Below are 15,736 nucleotides of genomic sequence, written 5' to 3'. Positions count from 1 at the left end.
TAATTTAGTAAAAATAAAAATAAATAAAATCTATAGGTGAATCATTCCTAACGGGAATAATTACTTTTTAAATGTTGCTATAATATTACAATAACGAAGTGGTTTGTTTTCGCTCTTAGAAATTATTTTTGCCACAGTGTTATTTAATTGAACAATTAATTTAACCATTAAGTTTTACAAATTTAAAATCTATGAGTGTATGATTTATAAATTATATTTCTTATTATTTTACTAAATCTATATGTAGTTAATCTAGAAATAGAATTTCTTGTATGGTGTGGATACTGTTAGTTGAAATTTAAAATCTCTTTATATAATCAACTATAGAGCTGAAATTTTCTTTGTTATTCTTGAAATATTTCTTGAGGCATTTGCTTTCTTTATAATTCCAGTTTTTGCAACTTTCATTAATTCAGAATTCAACTTTGGCAAGAATTTTAGAGCTTCATCTTTTTTCTTTTCTTCAAGAAGAAGGTTCATTTTTTTTATAGCATTCCTATATTTGCTCTTACGAGCCTTATTAACTAGTGTTTGCGTAGCAATTTTTCTAATTCTTTTAATTGCTGATTTTGTGTTTGCCATAAGCGCAGTGGTATAGCTGGAGAATTTATACTGGTCAATAGAATAATTGCTTATTTTTGGCAGGTATTACAAAAGAAAGTGGATCTATTGGATATAAATATTTTCTTTATTTTGCCAGTACATTTGTTTCTTAGACAATTTAAATTTTCTCTTTGATAAACTTTAAATTCTTTTTGAAAATTACCGTTTTCACCAGAAATATTCTTAAAATCACGGATACTTGACCCACCTTTTTTAATAGCTCTATTAAGTATACTTTTTGAATAAGTAATAATTTTTTTACAATCTTGTTTGGATAACTTTGATGCATAGATAGTTGGATTAATTTTGCACAAAAATAAAATTTCACTTGCATAAATATTTCCAATTCCTGATACAAATTTTTGATCTAATAAGAAACTTTTTATATCCTTCTTTTTATTTGTGAAATAACCAATTAAATATTCTAAGTTGAAAGTTTTAAAAAAAGGTTCTGGTCCCAGGTGACTAAATCTTTTTTCAAGTTCCTTCTTATTTTCTATAAACTTAAAAAAACCAAATCTTCTAGGATCGTTATATATAACTTTTAAACCTTCAAAATAAATTTCTACATGGTTATGTTTCTTTGGGAGGCGTGGTGAGTTATAAAAACTAGTATTGGTAAACTTACTAATGTTATTTTTTTTTATTAAATGAACAGTTCCAGACATCCCCAAATGAATTAAACAAAAAGATTCATCGTAAAAATTCAAGATTAAATACTTTGAAAATCTAGTTACTTTTTTGATAATTTTATTTTTTAATAATTCTTCAAATTTTAGAGGAATTTTAAACCTTAAGTTTCTATTCGTAATTATTATTTTTTTGATTTTTTTACGCTCTATTTTTTTAGATAACGATTGTTTGACTATTTCTACTTCTGGTAATTCTGGCATTTGAGACTATATTATCAATAAATAATAAATTTAATATGCAACAATATCTCCAAAATAAAAAGGGCCTTGTCCAAAGTGTCTTTGATGATGTCTATGACAAATATGATTTAATGAATGACTTTATGTCGTTAGGAGTTCATAGGGTTTGGAAAAAAGATCTATTAAGTTGGATGAACCCTTCAAATAATAAAACTTTAATTGATGTCGCCTGCGGTACTGGAGATCTTGGTAAACTTTTTTTAGATGCAACTGATAAAAATGGAGAAATATTTTGTGTGGATCCAAATAAGGGAATGGTTGGTAAAGGCAAAGAAAAGTTAAGTACTTATAAAAATATAAATTGGATAATAGCTCCAGCTGAAAAATTGCCTATTAAAGATAATTCTTGTGATTACTACACAATTAGTTTTGGGCTAAGAAATACTAAAGACCTAAATAAAGCCCTATCAGAGGCTTATAGAGTTTTAAAACCAGGAGGTCGTTATCTATGTTTAGAATTTTCTAAAATTCAAAATTCTAATTTGGACTTTATATATAAAAATTATTCTAAACTTATTCCTTTGATTGGAAAAGCTATTGCTGGACAAAAAGAACCTTATGAATATCTAATTAAAAGCATTGAAGAATTTATTAATCAAGAAGAGTTAATCGATTTAATGAATAAAAATAAATTTATTAAATGTAGTTATAGAAATTTATCAGGTGGAATTGTAGCTATTCATTCAGGTTGGAAAATCTAATGTTAAAAAAAATATTTATTTTATTTAGATTGGGAAGAAAATTAGCTCGTTCTGACATATTAGCTATTCTTTCTAAGTTTAAAAAACCACCGTTGGGAATCAAGATTATCTTTCAAATACTTTCATTTTCTTTTTCTGCTCCTAACAAAACTAATTTAAATGAAAATGAAGGAGCAAGACTTTCTAAATCCCTACAATCAATGGGAACTACATTTATTAAATTAGGACAATTTCTAGTTACTAGACCTGATATTATTGGAGATGATTTAGCAAAACAGTTAGAGGGCTTACAAGATAGATTGCCAGCATTTACCTTATCTGAAGCCAAAGCAATAATTAAAAAAGACCTAGGAGATGATACCTTCAACTCAATCATTGATTTAAGTGAGCCAGTTGCAGCAGCTTCAATAGCGCAGGTTCATAAGGCAAAAATAAATGATAATGGAACTATAAAAGATGTTGCTATTAAAATTTTGAGACCAGATATTAAAAAAGTATTTAATGAAGAAATAGATGCCTTGATGCTTTTTGCTTTTATGATTGAGTCATTTATAAAAAAAACAAAAAGATTAAAATTGGTAGAAGTTGTTTTTCTTCTTAAAGAAATAACTAATTTAGAAATGGATTTAAGATTTGAGGCAGCAGCTGCAAATGAATATGCTGAAAATACAAAGAATGATGCAGGTTTTAGAGTTCCTGCTATTTATTGGAATTTTACAAGCGAAAATGTGATGACACTTGATTGGGTTGATGGTGTTTCTATTCGTGAAACAGAAGATTTACAAAAAAGAAACATAGACACTAAGAGAATAGCCTCTGATGTTATTCAACATTTTTTAAGACATGCTGTTAGAGACGGTTTTTTTCATGCTGATATGCATCAGGGAAATATATTTATTGATAATAGTGGACAAATTGTTCCTATAGATTTTGGTATAATGGGAAGATTGGATAGTCTTAGTAAAAGATTTTTAGCTGAAATTTTATTTGGATTTATTCAAAGAGACTACAAAAAAGTTGCTGAAGTACATTTGGTTGCTGGTCTAGTTCCTAAAGATGTGCCTGTTAATGATTTAGCACAAGCATTAAGATCGATTGGTGAACCAATCTTTGGCCAATCCGTAAAAGATATTTCTGGGGGGAAATTATTAAAACAACTTTTTGAAGTTACTGAAAAATTTAATATGCAAACTCAACCACAATTATTGATGTTACAAAAAACAATGGTAGTTGTTGAGGGGGTAGCCAGAAAACTTAACCCTAATACCAATATATGGGAGACTTCAAAACCAGTTTTAGAAAATTGGTTAAGAGAAACAAAAGATCCAATCAATACCTTAAATGAAAGTTTAAAAACTACCACTGAAGTAATTAAAAGATTGCCTGATTTTCCAGAGATTATGGATAAAGCCAATCAAGCTTTATCATTTTTAGCAAGTGGACAGATCCCCCAAAATTCAAATTCATTTACCGCCTTAAATGAAAAGAGATCTGAAATGACTGCCTTTAGAAATCAGTCTATTGTTGGTTTATTACTGCTTGTAATTTTTGGTCTAGTAGTATTTTAATTCGCACAATGAATAATTTATCTGAAAGAAAAATACTTTTAATAATATGTGGTGGCATATCTGCTTATAAAAGTTTGGAGCTAATTAGATCTTTAAAAAAATTAGGTGCAAAAGTTAAAACTATTCTTACTAAAAGTGCCAAAGAATTTGTAACTCCTTTATCTGTTGCCTCACTATCTCAAGAAAAAGTTTATGAAGATTTATTTAACCCTGAAAATGAGGCTGAAATGGATCATATTTCACTATCTAGATGGGCAGACTTAATTGTTGTGGCTCCAGCTACAGCTAATACAATTTCAAAATTGAGTGCAGGGTCTTCTGAAGATCTGGCTTCAACTGTAATTTTAGCTTCTGATAAAGATATTTTTTTAACACCAGCTATGAATGTTAGAATGTGGGAACACCCATCAACTAAAGAAAATCTTAAAAAACTAAAATCATTTGGTTATAAAATTATAGGTCCTGAGGTTGGTGATATGGCCTGTGGAGAATTTGGTGAAGGGAAAATGACTGAACCAGATAATATTGTTCAAGAAATTAATTCATACTTTAGTGAATTAAATAAGAATTATAAACTAAAAGCCTTAGTAACGGCTGGACCAACTAATGAGTATATTGATCCTGTAAGATTTATAACAAATAAGTCTTCTGGGAAACAAGGCCATGCCTTAGCAAAAGCATTCGCTAAAAAAGGTTTTCAAACTACTTTAATTTCTGGACCTACAAATTTAGAGGTGGGCAACAATATAAACTTAATTAAAGTAGATACTGCAGATGAGATGCTTAAAGCTACACAAGATAATCTACCAGCTGATGTAGCAATTTTTTCAGCAGCTGTTGCTGACTTTAAGGTTAAAGAAATAAATAATAGTAAAATAAAAAAACAGGAAAAATTACACTTAGAACTAGAAAAAAATATTGATATTTTAAATTATGTATCAAAGCATAATTCTCTAAGGCCGAAGTTGGTAATTGGATTTGCTGCAGAAACTAATAATGTGGAAGAAAATGCAAAAAAAAAATTAGAAGAAAAAAATTGTGATTGGGTAATAGCAAATGATGTTTCCAATAAAGCAATTGGATTTGACTCTAATTTTAATGAAGTTTCAATTTATTACAGAGAAAAAAATATGAATGATGAAAAACTTTCAATAAAAAGTAAATCTGAAATTTCTGATGAAATAGTAGATAGAGTTATTAAAAAATTAAATTAAAATTCAGTGGCTAAAGTATTAATCAAAAAATTAAATCCTAAAGTAGAATTACCTGCTTACAAAACAGATGGTGCTTCAGGTATGGATTTGATGGCTTTTATCGAGGAGCCTATCAGAATAGCCCCTAATAGCTCATATTTAGTTCCTACAGGCCTTTCAATAGCATTTTCAGAGGAATATGAAGTACAAATTCGTCCTCGATCTGGTTTGGCTGCTAAAAAGAGTATTACAGTTTTAAATACCCCAGGAACAATTGATAGTGATTATAGAGGAGAAATTAAAGTTATACTTTTTAATCATGGTAAAGAAGATTTCCTTATCAATAGTAAAGATAGAATAGCACAAATGATCTTAATGCCTGTAATTAAGATGGAGCTTGAAGAAACAGATAATTTGCCTGATACATTACGAGGTGATGGTGGATTTGGCTCAACTGGTAAATGAATAACCAATTAAGAAAAGCATCAATAGAGAGATATTCAAGACAAATAGTACTAAAGGATATTGGTACTATAGGGCAAAAAAAAATTATATCTGCAAAGGTTTTAATTGTTGGAATGGGTGGTTTAGGGTCTCCTGTTGCTGAATTTCTTGCAAGAGCTGGTGTTGGTTTGATAGGAATAGTTGATGATGATAAAGTTAGTTTATCCAATCTACACAGACAAAGTCTTTATAACAGCAGTGATATAGGCAAATTTAAAGTTCAAGTAGCAAGGGCTAAAATTAAAAAAATAAACTCAAGTATTAAAATTAAGATTTACAAAATAAGACTAAATAAAACTAATTTTAAGAAAATTATAAAAGATTATGATTATATAGTTGATGGCTCTGATAATTTTTCCACAAAATTTTTATTAAATGATTTTTGTTATAAATTTAAAAAGATACTTGTAACTGGAGCTATAAGTAAATTTGATGGTCATGTATTTACTTTTAATTTTAAAAATAAAAAAATTCCATGTTTAAGATGTTTTTTTCAAGACTCTGATATTTCAGATGATTTATTAAATTGTGAGTCTGAAGGTATTCTTGGTACTGTTGCTGGTATAATTGGAACTATACAAGCAAACGAAGTTTTAAAGAAAATACTTGGTATTGGAAAGGGTCTTGATGGATATATTTTTATCTTAGACTTATTACAATTAAATTTTAGGAAAGTTAAACTTAAAAAAAGAAAAAACTGTTTTTGTAAATGATAAAAAAAATAGTTATTTATGTTTTGTGTCTATCAGTTTTATTTAGCCAATTTTCAATAGCAGAAGAAAAGTTTCTTTCTTTAAAAAAGAGTAAAGTAAATGTTCGATATGGACCAAGTTTTGATTCAGAGATTAAATATATTTATAAAAAAATAAATTTACCAATAAAACAAATAGATCAAAAAGAAAATTTTAGAAGAATTGTAGACTTAAAAAATAATAGTGGATGGATCCATGTTTCTCAGGTTAAAAAATCAAACTCTATTATCATTTTAGAGGACAAAATTTTGTATAAAAAACCATCTAACTTTTCAAAACCAATAGCCAAACTAGAAAAAGGAAGGTTATTAGTTTTAAAAAAATGTGAAAATATATGGTGTAATGTAAAAACTGATGATTATTCGGGTTGGGTCAAAACTAAAAATGTTTGGGGTTCTATTAAATAAAATCAGCACATAATGATTTAACACTATTTTCAGCTAGTCTTGTAGTATGGGTATACTCTTTATGATCAATCCCAAGTTCAATGGTTGCACTATCTAACTTAAATTTAGAAACTTGATCATCATTTAATTTAAAATGGATAAACTGCACTGAAGAAGCTTTTCCTTCTGCTGATGTTCTATCAACATCTTCTTCTGGAACAGCCTTAACAATTTCATCATTAATTTTCATGAATATTTTTTCTTCAATTCCTCCAACTTTACCTAAAAATGCAGCTCTTAAAATTGGATTATCAATTTCAAACATTAGTGTAGCTGTAAGTTCTTTTCCGTTTGGAACTAAAGGGTTATAGGCTATTAACTCATCTTTTAATTGCTCATCTCCACCTTTTTCAATGTGAAGCATCTCTTGAACTTGAGCAACCATAGTTTCAAAACTTTCAAAATAAAAAGTAGCATAAGGACCAAGTGCTATTCTTCTATCTTTTTTAAACTCAACTAAATCTTTTCTGATTTGTTTTCTGCTTTTTGCATAAACATCAGATGTTAATAAATCTTCTTTTTCTATTTGTCTTTTTTCTTTGCTCATAATTATAATCTATAACTTTTTGCCATTAATTCGATAGGATGAAGTGCCTCATCATTTGCAATATTTGTGTCTGTTTCTAATTGTTTTAAATGCTTACCTGCCAATGGACAATCTGAGGCCATGTATTTGTTATTTTTATTTTTAATCTGTTTTGCTGTTGGTGTTCCAACTTTTACAGCTAAATCGTGAGTTTCCTTCATCACACCAAAAGTTCCCCCATGACCAGCACATCTTTCAACAACATCCATTTTTATATTAGGAATAAATTTCAACATATCTCTAGATTTAATACCCATGTTTTGTGCTCTTGCATGACATGCGTTGTGAACTGTAACTCCACCATCAATTTCTTGTAAACCTTCTGCTAGGCCCTCGTTTTTTGCTATATCAACGATATATTCATCTATATCACTAACACTTTTTGAAAGTCTTTTAATGTTTTCGTCATTTGGTAATAGTAAAGGCCATTCAAATTTTAACATTAGACCACAACTGGCTGTTAAAGTAATAATTTGATAACCCTTGTCTACCCACTCCAATAAATCTTTGGAAACTTTTTTGGCTTGCTCTACAACCTTTGGTAAATCTGCTTGCTCAAGATAAGGCATTCCACAACAACCCGGATAAGCTTCTTGAACCTCTACTCCATTTTTTTTTAAAACTTTTAATGCAGCTACACCTGTATCTTTTTTATTAAAATTAACAAAGCATGTTGAATAAATTACAACTTTTCTATCTTTAGACGGAGCTTCACTATTTGTTGGAATATTATTTTTTTTAAAATAATTTGTAAATGTTTCTGAATTATAAGTTGGAAGTTTAACTCTCACATCAATTCCAGCAACTAATTCTAATATTTTTCTAAAGAATGTATTTTTAATGTTTGATGCCCAGTTTATTAATGATGATAGCGTTACACCAATTTTTCCATTTCTATCAATTTGAGCTAGTTGCGCAGGCACTGCTGGCAATTTATTTAATTTTTTTTGAGCTGTTCTATATCTCAACATTAAATGAGGAAAGTCTAAATCAAAATCATGCGGTGGAACATAAGGACACTTAGTCATAAAACACATGTCGCATAAAGTACAAGCGTCTACTACAGGTTCAAACTGTTCACTTTTTAAACTTTCTACATCCTCATTTTCTGACTCATCTATCATGTCAAATAATTTTGGAAACGAGTTCGCATAAATTAAAGCATCTTCTACATCCATGGCAGATGTCGAATGCTCTTCTCATTTCGTCATCTAATTTTTTGGGGTCTAAAAAATCAGGATGCTCAAAATTTATTGGGTGCCTAATGGGTGCATCTATGCTGCCTTCTTTGCTCATATTTAAAATTTTAGGATTTAATGGTGGGGAAGAACCCCACCATAAATTAAGTCTTATTTACGCAATAGATTCTAATGTTTTTTGGAATTTACCTGCGTGTGATTTTTCAGCTTTTGCTAAAGTTTCAAACCAATCAGCAATTTCTGAAAAGCCTTCTTCTCTAGCTGTTTTTGCCATACCAGGGTACATGTCTGTATATTCATGTGTTTCACCTTGTACCGCTGAAGCTAAATTCGCTTTAGTCTCACCAATCGGTAATCCTGTAGCTGGGTCTCCAACTTCTTCAAGATACTCAAGGTGTCCATGCGCATGACCTGTTTCACCTTCAGCTGTAGATCTAAATACAGATGCTACATCGTTATAACCTTCAATATCTGCTTTTTGAGCGAAATATAAATAACGTCTGTTTGCTTGGCTCTCACCTGCAAATGCATCTTTTAAGTTTTCTTCTGTTTTACTTCCTTTTAATGACATATTTTTCTCCTTAATGATTATGATGTATATATAATCGTTCTAAACTATATGTCAACAGTTTAGAATTGTTTTAATGTAAATGTTAAATTATTGAAATTATTAAATTATTTTTGCGTTTGATTATCAGTTGCAACTTTAATTAATACTTCCACTGATTTTATTTTTTTTCCTGTGATATTTTTTTTTATATTTACAGAATCAATATCTTCGTTGTTACAATCAATTAACTCATTTGTGTCTTCGTCAAAAAAATGGTGGTGCTCTGTTACGTTGGTGTCAAAATAACTTTTATCTGAGTTGATAGAAATTTCTTTTAAATATCCTTTTTTTTTAAATGCATGAATTGTATTGTAAACTGTTGCTAAAGAAATTTTTTCACTCAGCTTATCCCCAATAATTTTAGTCAAATCATTTATTGTAAAGTGAAAGGTTTTTTCAGGTGAGAACAATACTTCACAAATTTTTAGTCTCTGTCTTGTTGGTCTTAAACCAGATTCTCTCAGTTTTTCTGTGTATATACTTATATTGTTCATTACTGTTTATAATAGTTCTAAACTATTTCTATATTATAATCATGATAAATCAAGTATTAAGGGACTGAAATTTATGAAAAAAAACTCATTCACATACGATGAGCTAATAAGCTGCGGAAATGGCGAACTTTTTGGCCAAGGTAATGCAAAATTACCACTTCCACCAATGCTCATGTTTGATAGAATAACAGAAATCAACGAGGACAATGGTACTTTTAGTAAAGGCTCTTTAAAAGCAGAGCTTGATATCAAAGAAGACCTTTGGTTTTTTGATTGTCACTTTAAAGGAGACCCTGTTATGCCAGGTTGTCTTGGCTTAGATGCCATGTGGCAACTAGTTGGTTTTTATCTTGGCTGGCTTGGTAACCCAGGTAAGGGGAGAGCTTTAGGAGTGAGTACAGTAAAATTCACTGGTGAAGTTTTGCAAAATGTTAAAAATGTAAGATATGAAATTGATATGAAAAAAGTTATGGCTCCAGGTGGAACAACAGTTGGTCTTGCAAATGGTTTAGTATTTGCTGATGACAAAAAAATATATTCAGCAGAAAGTTTAAAAGTGGGGTTATTTAAATAATGAGAAGAGTTGTAGTTACAGGTTTAGGTGTTGTTTCTTGTTTAGGTAATAATCAAGAAGAAGTTTATCAATCTCTTTTAAATTCAAAATCAGGAATATCTTTTAGTGAAGAATACAAAGAACATAATTTAAGAAGTCATATTCATGGCAAACCAAATATTAAACTTGAAGATCATGTTGATAGAAAAACTATCAGGTTTATGGGCTCTGGATCTGCATATAATTACATTGCAATGAAAGAAGCTATTAAGGATTCAGGATTAGAGGATAAGGATGTGAGTAATTTTAAAACTGGAATAGTTATGGGTTCTGGTGGCCCTTCAATAGAAAATGTAGTTTTGTCTGTTGATAAGACTAGAGCTAAGACACCAAAATTAATGGGGCCATTTATTGTTCCAAGAACTATGGCTAGTACATCTTCAGCAACTCTTGCTGTACCTTTTAAAATCAAAGGAGTTAATTATACGATGAGTTCCGCATGTGCAACTAGCGGACACTGCATCGGTCATGCAAGTGAATTAATTCAAATGGGTAAACAAGATGTTGTATTTGCAGGCGGCAGTGAAGAATTACACTGGGCTATGACTGCAATGTTTGATGCGATGACTGCTTTGTCTTCTAAATACAATGATGCACCTGAAACCGCTTCTAGAGCTTATGATAAAACTAGAGATGGCTTTGTAATAGCAGGTGGTGGTGGAGTTTTAGTGCTTGAGGAGTACGAACATGCAAAAGCTAGAGGAGCAAACATATATGCTGAATTAACAGGCTATGGCGCGACTTCTGACGGGTACGATATGGTAGCCCCATCAGGTGAAGGCGCTGTTAGATGTATGAAGATGGCTTTAGCGACAGCTAAAAATAAAATGGACTACTTAAACACTCATGGAACATCAACTCCAGTTGGAGATATAACAGAGCTTAGAGGTGTTGGAGAAGCATTTGGTGCTGAGGTACCAAAAATTAGTTCTACTAAATCTCTTTCTGGTCACCCACTAGGTGCTGCTTCGGTTCATGAAGCAATTTATAGTTTAATCATGATGAAAAATAGTTTCATTACTGCATCAGCTAACATTAATGACATGGATGATGAAGCTAAAAAATTTCCAATCGTAACTAAGACTGAAACAGGTGTTAAATTAAACTCTGTAATGTCTAACAGCTTTGGTTTTGGTGGAACAAATGCAACTTTAATTTTTGAAAAGGTTTAAATGAGTTTAATGAAAGGTAAAAGAGGATTGATCATGGGAGTTGCCAATGAAAGATCTATCGCTTGGGGCATTTCACAAAAATTAGCAGAAGCTGGAGCAGAACTTGCATTCACTTATCTTGGTGATGCACTAAAGAAAAGAGTTATTCCTTTAGCTGAAAAATTAAATTCAAAAGCTACTTTTAGTTGTGATGTTGAAAACAAAGAAGAAGTTATAAAACTTTTTGATGATATTAAATCACAATGGGGGCAAATAGATTTTGTTGTTCATGCAGTTGCATTTTCAGATAAATCAGAATTATCAGGTGAATATTTAAACACAACTAGAGAAAATTTTTTAAGAAGCATGTTAATCTCATGTTTTTCATTTACCGAAGTTGCAAAAGAAGCATCTAAAATAATGAAAGAGGGTGGAAGTTTATTAACTTTAACTTATGAATCTACTAAGGCTATTCCAAATTATAATGTGATGGGTGTTTGTAAATCAGCTTTAGAAGCAAGTGTTAAATATCTTGCAAGAGATTTAGGAGCTAAAGGTATGAGAGTGAATGCAATAAGTGCTGGACCTATTAAAACTTTAGCAGCTTCTGCTATTGGTGATGCAAAATTCCTATACAAATGGAATGCAGATCATTCTTTCTTAAAGAGGAACGTAGATATTCATGATGTTGGAAACTCAGCTTTATATCTACTAAGCGACCTTGCAGCTGGTGTTACTGGTGAAATTCACTACGTGGATGCTGGATATAACAAGGTTGGGATGCCCGATCCTAAGAATATTACCTAAAAACCAACAAAATCAGCATTTTTTAGTAAAGTGACACTATTAGAGATAATAAACCTGCACTATTATTATAAGAACTTGGACTAAAGTTACACTATTAGATTAGATTAACAAAAACCTGAATTTTAGCTAAATTTAGTTAAAAAAAACCTTCAAAATATAGAAATCACACAAAGGATCTCATTTAGGTTGCCCTCTTGGAGGAAAAGCTAATTAGGTACCACTATTAGAGATAATAAACTTGCACTATTAGATATAAAGGACACTATATGAATAAATAAGCCTTTAGGTACACATATAGAATTAAATTTGCACTAATTTGCATTTAATTTTCAAAATAGCACAAAATATTAACAAAAAAAACTTATTATTTGCATAGATTTGCATTACATTTGCAGTGCATTTACATATTAAAATGATAAAAAGCTTATATGGACAAAATCAAAGGAAATATAGCAGCTATTAAAGATATTAGAGGCGCTCTAGGTATTAAGAAATCTAAGATAGAAGGACACTTCATTAAACATGGGCTATTTGAATGGAAAAACAAAAAAGATAAAAAATCTAATAAAATTACTAAAGAGAAAGCTAGCTTGGTAAGTAATAGAACTTATGCATCAATTGAAAGCGGTGAAGAGGTAAGCACATATTTTTTTAAACATTTGGCAGAGCTATTTACTAAAATTTATAAAAATAGTGAAGGAATTGCAAAACAAGTACAATTAAAAGATATCACCGAAGATCTTAAAACTAATAATCCAAATGAACTTAATACTTACTTATACAAAATTAACTCTTTGTCAGAATTATCAGATATTATTCAGAGCTCTCTCAAGCATGTAGATGAAGGTCAAAAAATTTTTGGTGATATTACAAATTACAGAAAAACTTTTCTTAATTGTAACGTTAATTTTAGTGTCAAAGATAGTATAGAAGAATTATTTAAAATTATTGAAAAATTACATCTGAAGTCTTTGGGTGACGTTTCAGATATCAGTGAAAAAGAAACAAATGAAATTAGTTTTTCAGATGACTTAGAATTTTTGAGTACAGCTGCAGCAGGTAATACAGCTCTTGATAGCTTAAAAAATACAGGAGGTATATGTTTATATGTTGGGCTTTTAAAGGATGCTCCTGTGGTAGATATTGATATAGAGTATGGAGATGACCAAATAGGTGATCATAGTCCTTATTCAGAATTCCCAGATGGCTATGGAAATTATACTGTAAAACCAATAGTTATAAGAAGAAATTATTTAATATACAATTTTACATCATGTTCAAATGGTGATGGTTTAGAATTAAGTTTTAAACCTAGGTCAAGTTATGATGAAATGAAAAATAAATTAAATAAAAAAAATATTTTTGTTCAGAGAGCTGGCTCTTTTAATAATGTTGATCTTGGGGAATTATTTGATTTAATCAAAGATCAAATTACTGCTGCTAATATTGCAGTTCCTTATTCAATTAATAAAAAAGATTTTATGTTTACTTCAAAATATGATGAGCCAGATTATAAATTTGAAAATTATGAAGAGTTTAAACAAGCTGCAGAGGAAGATATGAGAAATGAAGAAGAGAGTAGATATGCAGATAATATGGTGGATATGATTAAAGAAGATGGGATAGAATAATTTAAAGAATTCGGGGTGCTTAACAACGCAGCACTCAGAATGATTGTGTATCAAGGGTTTTTATACCTTTCAATCAGCAAATAATAAAGCGTTTAATTAAAAGGAGACAAATATGTCTTTTGACCTAAAGAAAGGTGTGCCTATCGAAGAGGTAGGTGCACAAACAATAACCAATGAGGATGGAAGTATTCTTGTTGTTAAACATGCAGTAGCAAACCAACGTAAGGTGGAGCAAGACCATCACTGGAGAGCTATACAACTACAGAAATTTTATGATGAAGTTCATGAAATTGCTGATCAATATGGAGATGTTTGTTCAAGAATGATCCGTGTTGATACTCCTGAAGTTATGCTTACAGGAAACTTTGTAGACTATGTAACTGACGTAGTTGAACTGGAACCACAAGTTCTAGTTAATTTTAAAGCAACCATAATAAAAAGAAAGGAGATGAACTAATGTCTAACAATGTAAATCTAATGAATAAAAGTGAAGAATTACAATTCATTGATATTGAAAAACAATCTGGTTTTATAAGTAAAGATCCATGTGTTACCATAAGACGTGATGTGATGTATCTAACAGCTAGTACAGTAGACAAGTTAGATCTTGTTAACCATTCACATTGCTATCTTTCGTTAATAGATGATGCTGAAGAAGCTGAGAGACTTTATATAAGACCAAATAATGACCAAGAGTCATCTAGATCAAACTTTTTAATTTTAAAAGGTAAAGATAATGGACGAGCTGGTGCAACAATTTCTGGGACACGCTCTGTACTAAGGGCTATTCCTAGACTACAAGCTATTCTACAGCTTGATAGAATTGGTAGAAAAGTTATTTTACAAAAATGTGAAAAAACTGGCTACTATTTTATTCCGTTATCTCCAGAGTTTGAGCATTCTATTGAAGATCTAGGAAATGTTCCTGAACATAAAGCAATCTATAAAATCTGCTATAATGGTCATGTACAAAATATTGGTGAAACCAATAATTTAGCCAGAAGACTCAAAGAGAAAAAGACAGAAGGTGTTCCAATTCATACTGTTTATTATTCTATAATGAATGAACAAAGTGATGATAGGCGTAAATATTGGGAAACTTATCACCTTGAGAAATACAAGAAGGCTCATGGTGCTTACCCACCTTATAACCATCAAGGTGGTAAAAGATCTGAAAACTAAGATGCCTTATTTAGAGGGGTCAAAAACCCCTCTAATAAATAATTATAAGTCGGTTTAAATATGAAAAATTACATAGTAAGCTTTGGTTGTTAATATGATTTTTGAACATAATTTAGTTGAATATATTGATTTTAAATATCGTAAAGCTACATTTTTTGATAAAAGTTCATCCGACTCTATTGAAGGTAAGGCTTTAGTTTTTGATGAAAAAAAAGAAGAGCATTTTTCTGTTGGACAAGTTAGTGGTTATTTTTTTGATATCAGTGACTCAAAGAATACATTGCATGATATTCTAGATAGCATTAGTGCTGATACAAATAGTATTAGTCCATACTTTGACCATAGGTACAACAAGGTCATTCCTAAAATTCGAAAATTATTTGATTATAATGAAGAAGATATAATGGCTATGAGTAATAATTTCATTTACCTCCATATGCTTGAAGTGGATAAAGAGTATAGAGGGAAAGGTATCGGTAAATTATTAATCTCAGCATTTTTAAATGACTGTAGAAGAAATGCATGTTTTGCTTTTTTGAATGCTATTCCACTTCAATTTAATTCTGGATTTGACCTGCAAAAAAATAAAATAACTAAAAAAGAATTTAAAGATAGAAATAAAAAAGAGTCAGAACAACAATTAATTAAATTCTATACTGATTGTGGTTTTAAATTAATTAATAAAAAGAAAACTGATATGGTTGCAGACATTTCTGGATTATATTTTGAATAAAAAAAACCCCCAGAACTCTCATTCCAGGGGT

At 30.2% G+C, this 15,736-nt stretch carries 18 protein-coding genes and 1 pseudogene; 13 read left to right on the top strand and 6 right to left on the bottom strand.

Going from position 1 to position 15,736, the window contains the following annotated elements:
- Positions 1–321 precede the first annotated feature (321 nt).
- On the bottom strand, positions 322–582 hold the full coding sequence (rpsT, locus tag ABXT53_RS07490) for a 30S ribosomal protein S20 (protein ID WP_415286471.1): 261 nt from the start codon (positions 580–582) through the stop codon (positions 322–324).
- Positions 583–632: 50 nt separating this feature from the next.
- Positions 633–1,496 (bottom strand): bifunctional DNA-formamidopyrimidine glycosylase/DNA-(apurinic or apyrimidinic site) lyase, encoded by an 864-nt coding sequence (gene mutM, locus ABXT53_RS07485; protein WP_415290626.1) that lies wholly within the window; start codon positions 1,494–1,496, stop codon positions 633–635.
- Positions 1,497–1,531: 35 nt separating this feature from the next.
- Here mutM and ubiE point away from each other — a divergent pair, with 35 nt between their 5' ends.
- The 6 genes from ubiE to ABXT53_RS07455 are packed head-to-tail and all read left to right on the top strand — an operon-like array spanning position 1,532 to position 6,660.
- Positions 1,532–2,236, top strand: a complete 705-nt coding sequence (gene ubiE, locus ABXT53_RS07480; RefSeq protein ID WP_415290624.1) for a bifunctional demethylmenaquinone methyltransferase/2-methoxy-6-polyprenyl-1,4-benzoquinol methylase UbiE — start codon at positions 1,532–1,534, stop codon at positions 2,234–2,236.
- Positions 2,236–3,804, top strand: a complete 1,569-nt coding sequence (gene ubiB, locus ABXT53_RS07475) for a 2-polyprenylphenol 6-hydroxylase (RefSeq protein WP_415290623.1) — start codon at positions 2,236–2,238, stop codon at positions 3,802–3,804. The genes ubiE and ubiB overlap by 1 nt, the downstream gene beginning before the upstream one ends.
- Before the next feature lie 8 nt (positions 3,805–3,812).
- Entirely contained in the window at positions 3,813–5,018 is a 1,206-nt protein-coding gene (gene coaBC / locus ABXT53_RS07470) for a bifunctional phosphopantothenoylcysteine decarboxylase/phosphopantothenate--cysteine ligase CoaBC (RefSeq protein WP_415290621.1), read from the top strand.
- Positions 5,019–5,024: 6 nt separating this feature from the next.
- Positions 5,025–5,462: a dUTP diphosphatase gene (gene dut, locus ABXT53_RS07465; RefSeq protein ID WP_415290619.1), complete on the top strand. Its 438-nt coding sequence runs from the start codon at positions 5,025–5,027 to the stop codon at positions 5,460–5,462.
- Positions 5,459–6,214 (top strand): HesA/MoeB/ThiF family protein, encoded by a 756-nt coding sequence (locus ABXT53_RS07460; RefSeq protein ID WP_415290617.1) that lies wholly within the window; start codon positions 5,459–5,461, stop codon positions 6,212–6,214. Before dut ends, ABXT53_RS07460 begins: the two co-directional genes overlap by 4 nt.
- Positions 6,211–6,660, top strand: coding sequence for an SH3 domain-containing protein (locus ABXT53_RS07455; protein ID WP_415290616.1), 450 nt, complete (start codon positions 6,211–6,213; stop codon positions 6,658–6,660). Before ABXT53_RS07460 ends, ABXT53_RS07455 begins: the two co-directional genes overlap by 4 nt.
- Here the strand turns inward: ABXT53_RS07455 and ABXT53_RS07450 are convergent.
- From ABXT53_RS07450 to ABXT53_RS07435, 4 genes and pseudogenes are all read right to left on the bottom strand, one after another.
- Positions 6,653–7,246: a DUF3501 family protein gene (locus tag ABXT53_RS07450; protein WP_415290614.1), complete on the bottom strand. Its 594-nt coding sequence runs from the start codon at positions 7,244–7,246 to the stop codon at positions 6,653–6,655. The two genes, ABXT53_RS07455 and ABXT53_RS07450, sit on opposite strands and share 8 nt — an antisense overlap.
- Before the next feature lie 2 nt (positions 7,247–7,248).
- Positions 7,249–8,581 (bottom strand): annotated as a pseudogene (locus ABXT53_RS07445) ((Fe-S)-binding protein).
- Positions 8,582–8,638: 57 nt separating this feature from the next.
- The gene (locus ABXT53_RS07440; protein WP_271512302.1) at positions 8,639–9,055 is read right to left on the bottom strand and encodes a rubrerythrin family protein; all 417 of its coding nucleotides are present in this window, start codon (positions 9,053–9,055) and stop codon (positions 8,639–8,641) included.
- Positions 9,056–9,159: 104 nt separating this feature from the next.
- Complete coding sequence (locus ABXT53_RS07435; protein ID WP_415290612.1) at positions 9,160–9,588, bottom strand: Fur family transcriptional regulator; 429 nt, start codon at positions 9,586–9,588, stop codon at positions 9,160–9,162.
- 73 nt (positions 9,589–9,661) lie between these two features.
- Here ABXT53_RS07435 and fabA point away from each other — a divergent pair, with 73 nt between their 5' ends.
- The 7 genes from fabA to ABXT53_RS07400 all read left to right on the top strand — a co-directional run bounded on the left by fabA (position 9,662) and on the right by ABXT53_RS07400 (position 15,705).
- A complete protein-coding gene (fabA, locus tag ABXT53_RS07430) occupies positions 9,662–10,162 on the top strand; it encodes a bifunctional 3-hydroxydecanoyl-ACP dehydratase/trans-2-decenoyl-ACP isomerase (RefSeq protein ID WP_415290611.1) in 501 nt (166 codons plus the stop codon).
- Entirely contained in the window at positions 10,162–11,373 is a 1,212-nt protein-coding gene (gene fabB / locus ABXT53_RS07425; RefSeq protein WP_415290610.1) for a beta-ketoacyl-ACP synthase I, read from the top strand. Before fabA ends, fabB begins: the two co-directional genes overlap by 1 nt.
- Positions 11,374–12,159 (top strand): enoyl-ACP reductase, encoded by a 786-nt coding sequence (locus ABXT53_RS07420; protein WP_415286458.1) that lies wholly within the window; start codon positions 11,374–11,376, stop codon positions 12,157–12,159.
- 428 nt (positions 12,160–12,587) lie between these two features.
- Entirely contained in the window at positions 12,588–13,790 is a 1,203-nt protein-coding gene (locus ABXT53_RS07415; RefSeq protein WP_415290608.1) for a hypothetical protein, read from the top strand.
- A 112-nt stretch (positions 13,791–13,902) separates the two neighbouring features.
- On the top strand, positions 13,903–14,247 hold the full coding sequence (locus ABXT53_RS07410) for a hypothetical protein (RefSeq protein ID WP_415290607.1): 345 nt from the start codon (positions 13,903–13,905) through the stop codon (positions 14,245–14,247).
- Positions 14,247–14,972: a hypothetical protein gene (locus ABXT53_RS07405; protein ID WP_415290606.1), complete on the top strand. Its 726-nt coding sequence runs from the start codon at positions 14,247–14,249 to the stop codon at positions 14,970–14,972. Before ABXT53_RS07410 ends, ABXT53_RS07405 begins: the two co-directional genes overlap by 1 nt.
- Positions 14,973–15,066: 94 nt before the next feature.
- Positions 15,067–15,705, top strand: coding sequence for a GNAT family N-acetyltransferase (locus ABXT53_RS07400; protein WP_415290604.1), 639 nt, complete (start codon positions 15,067–15,069; stop codon positions 15,703–15,705).
- Positions 15,706–15,736: the final 31 nt, after the last annotated feature.

Origin of the sequence: Candidatus Pelagibacter sp. Uisw_136 (genome assembly GCF_047720275.1) — a bacterium.
Lineage (GTDB): Bacteria > Pseudomonadota > Alphaproteobacteria > Pelagibacterales > Pelagibacteraceae > Pelagibacter.
Note: the sequence above shows the minus strand (reverse complement) of the source record. Positions and strands in the feature narration are given on the sequence as shown.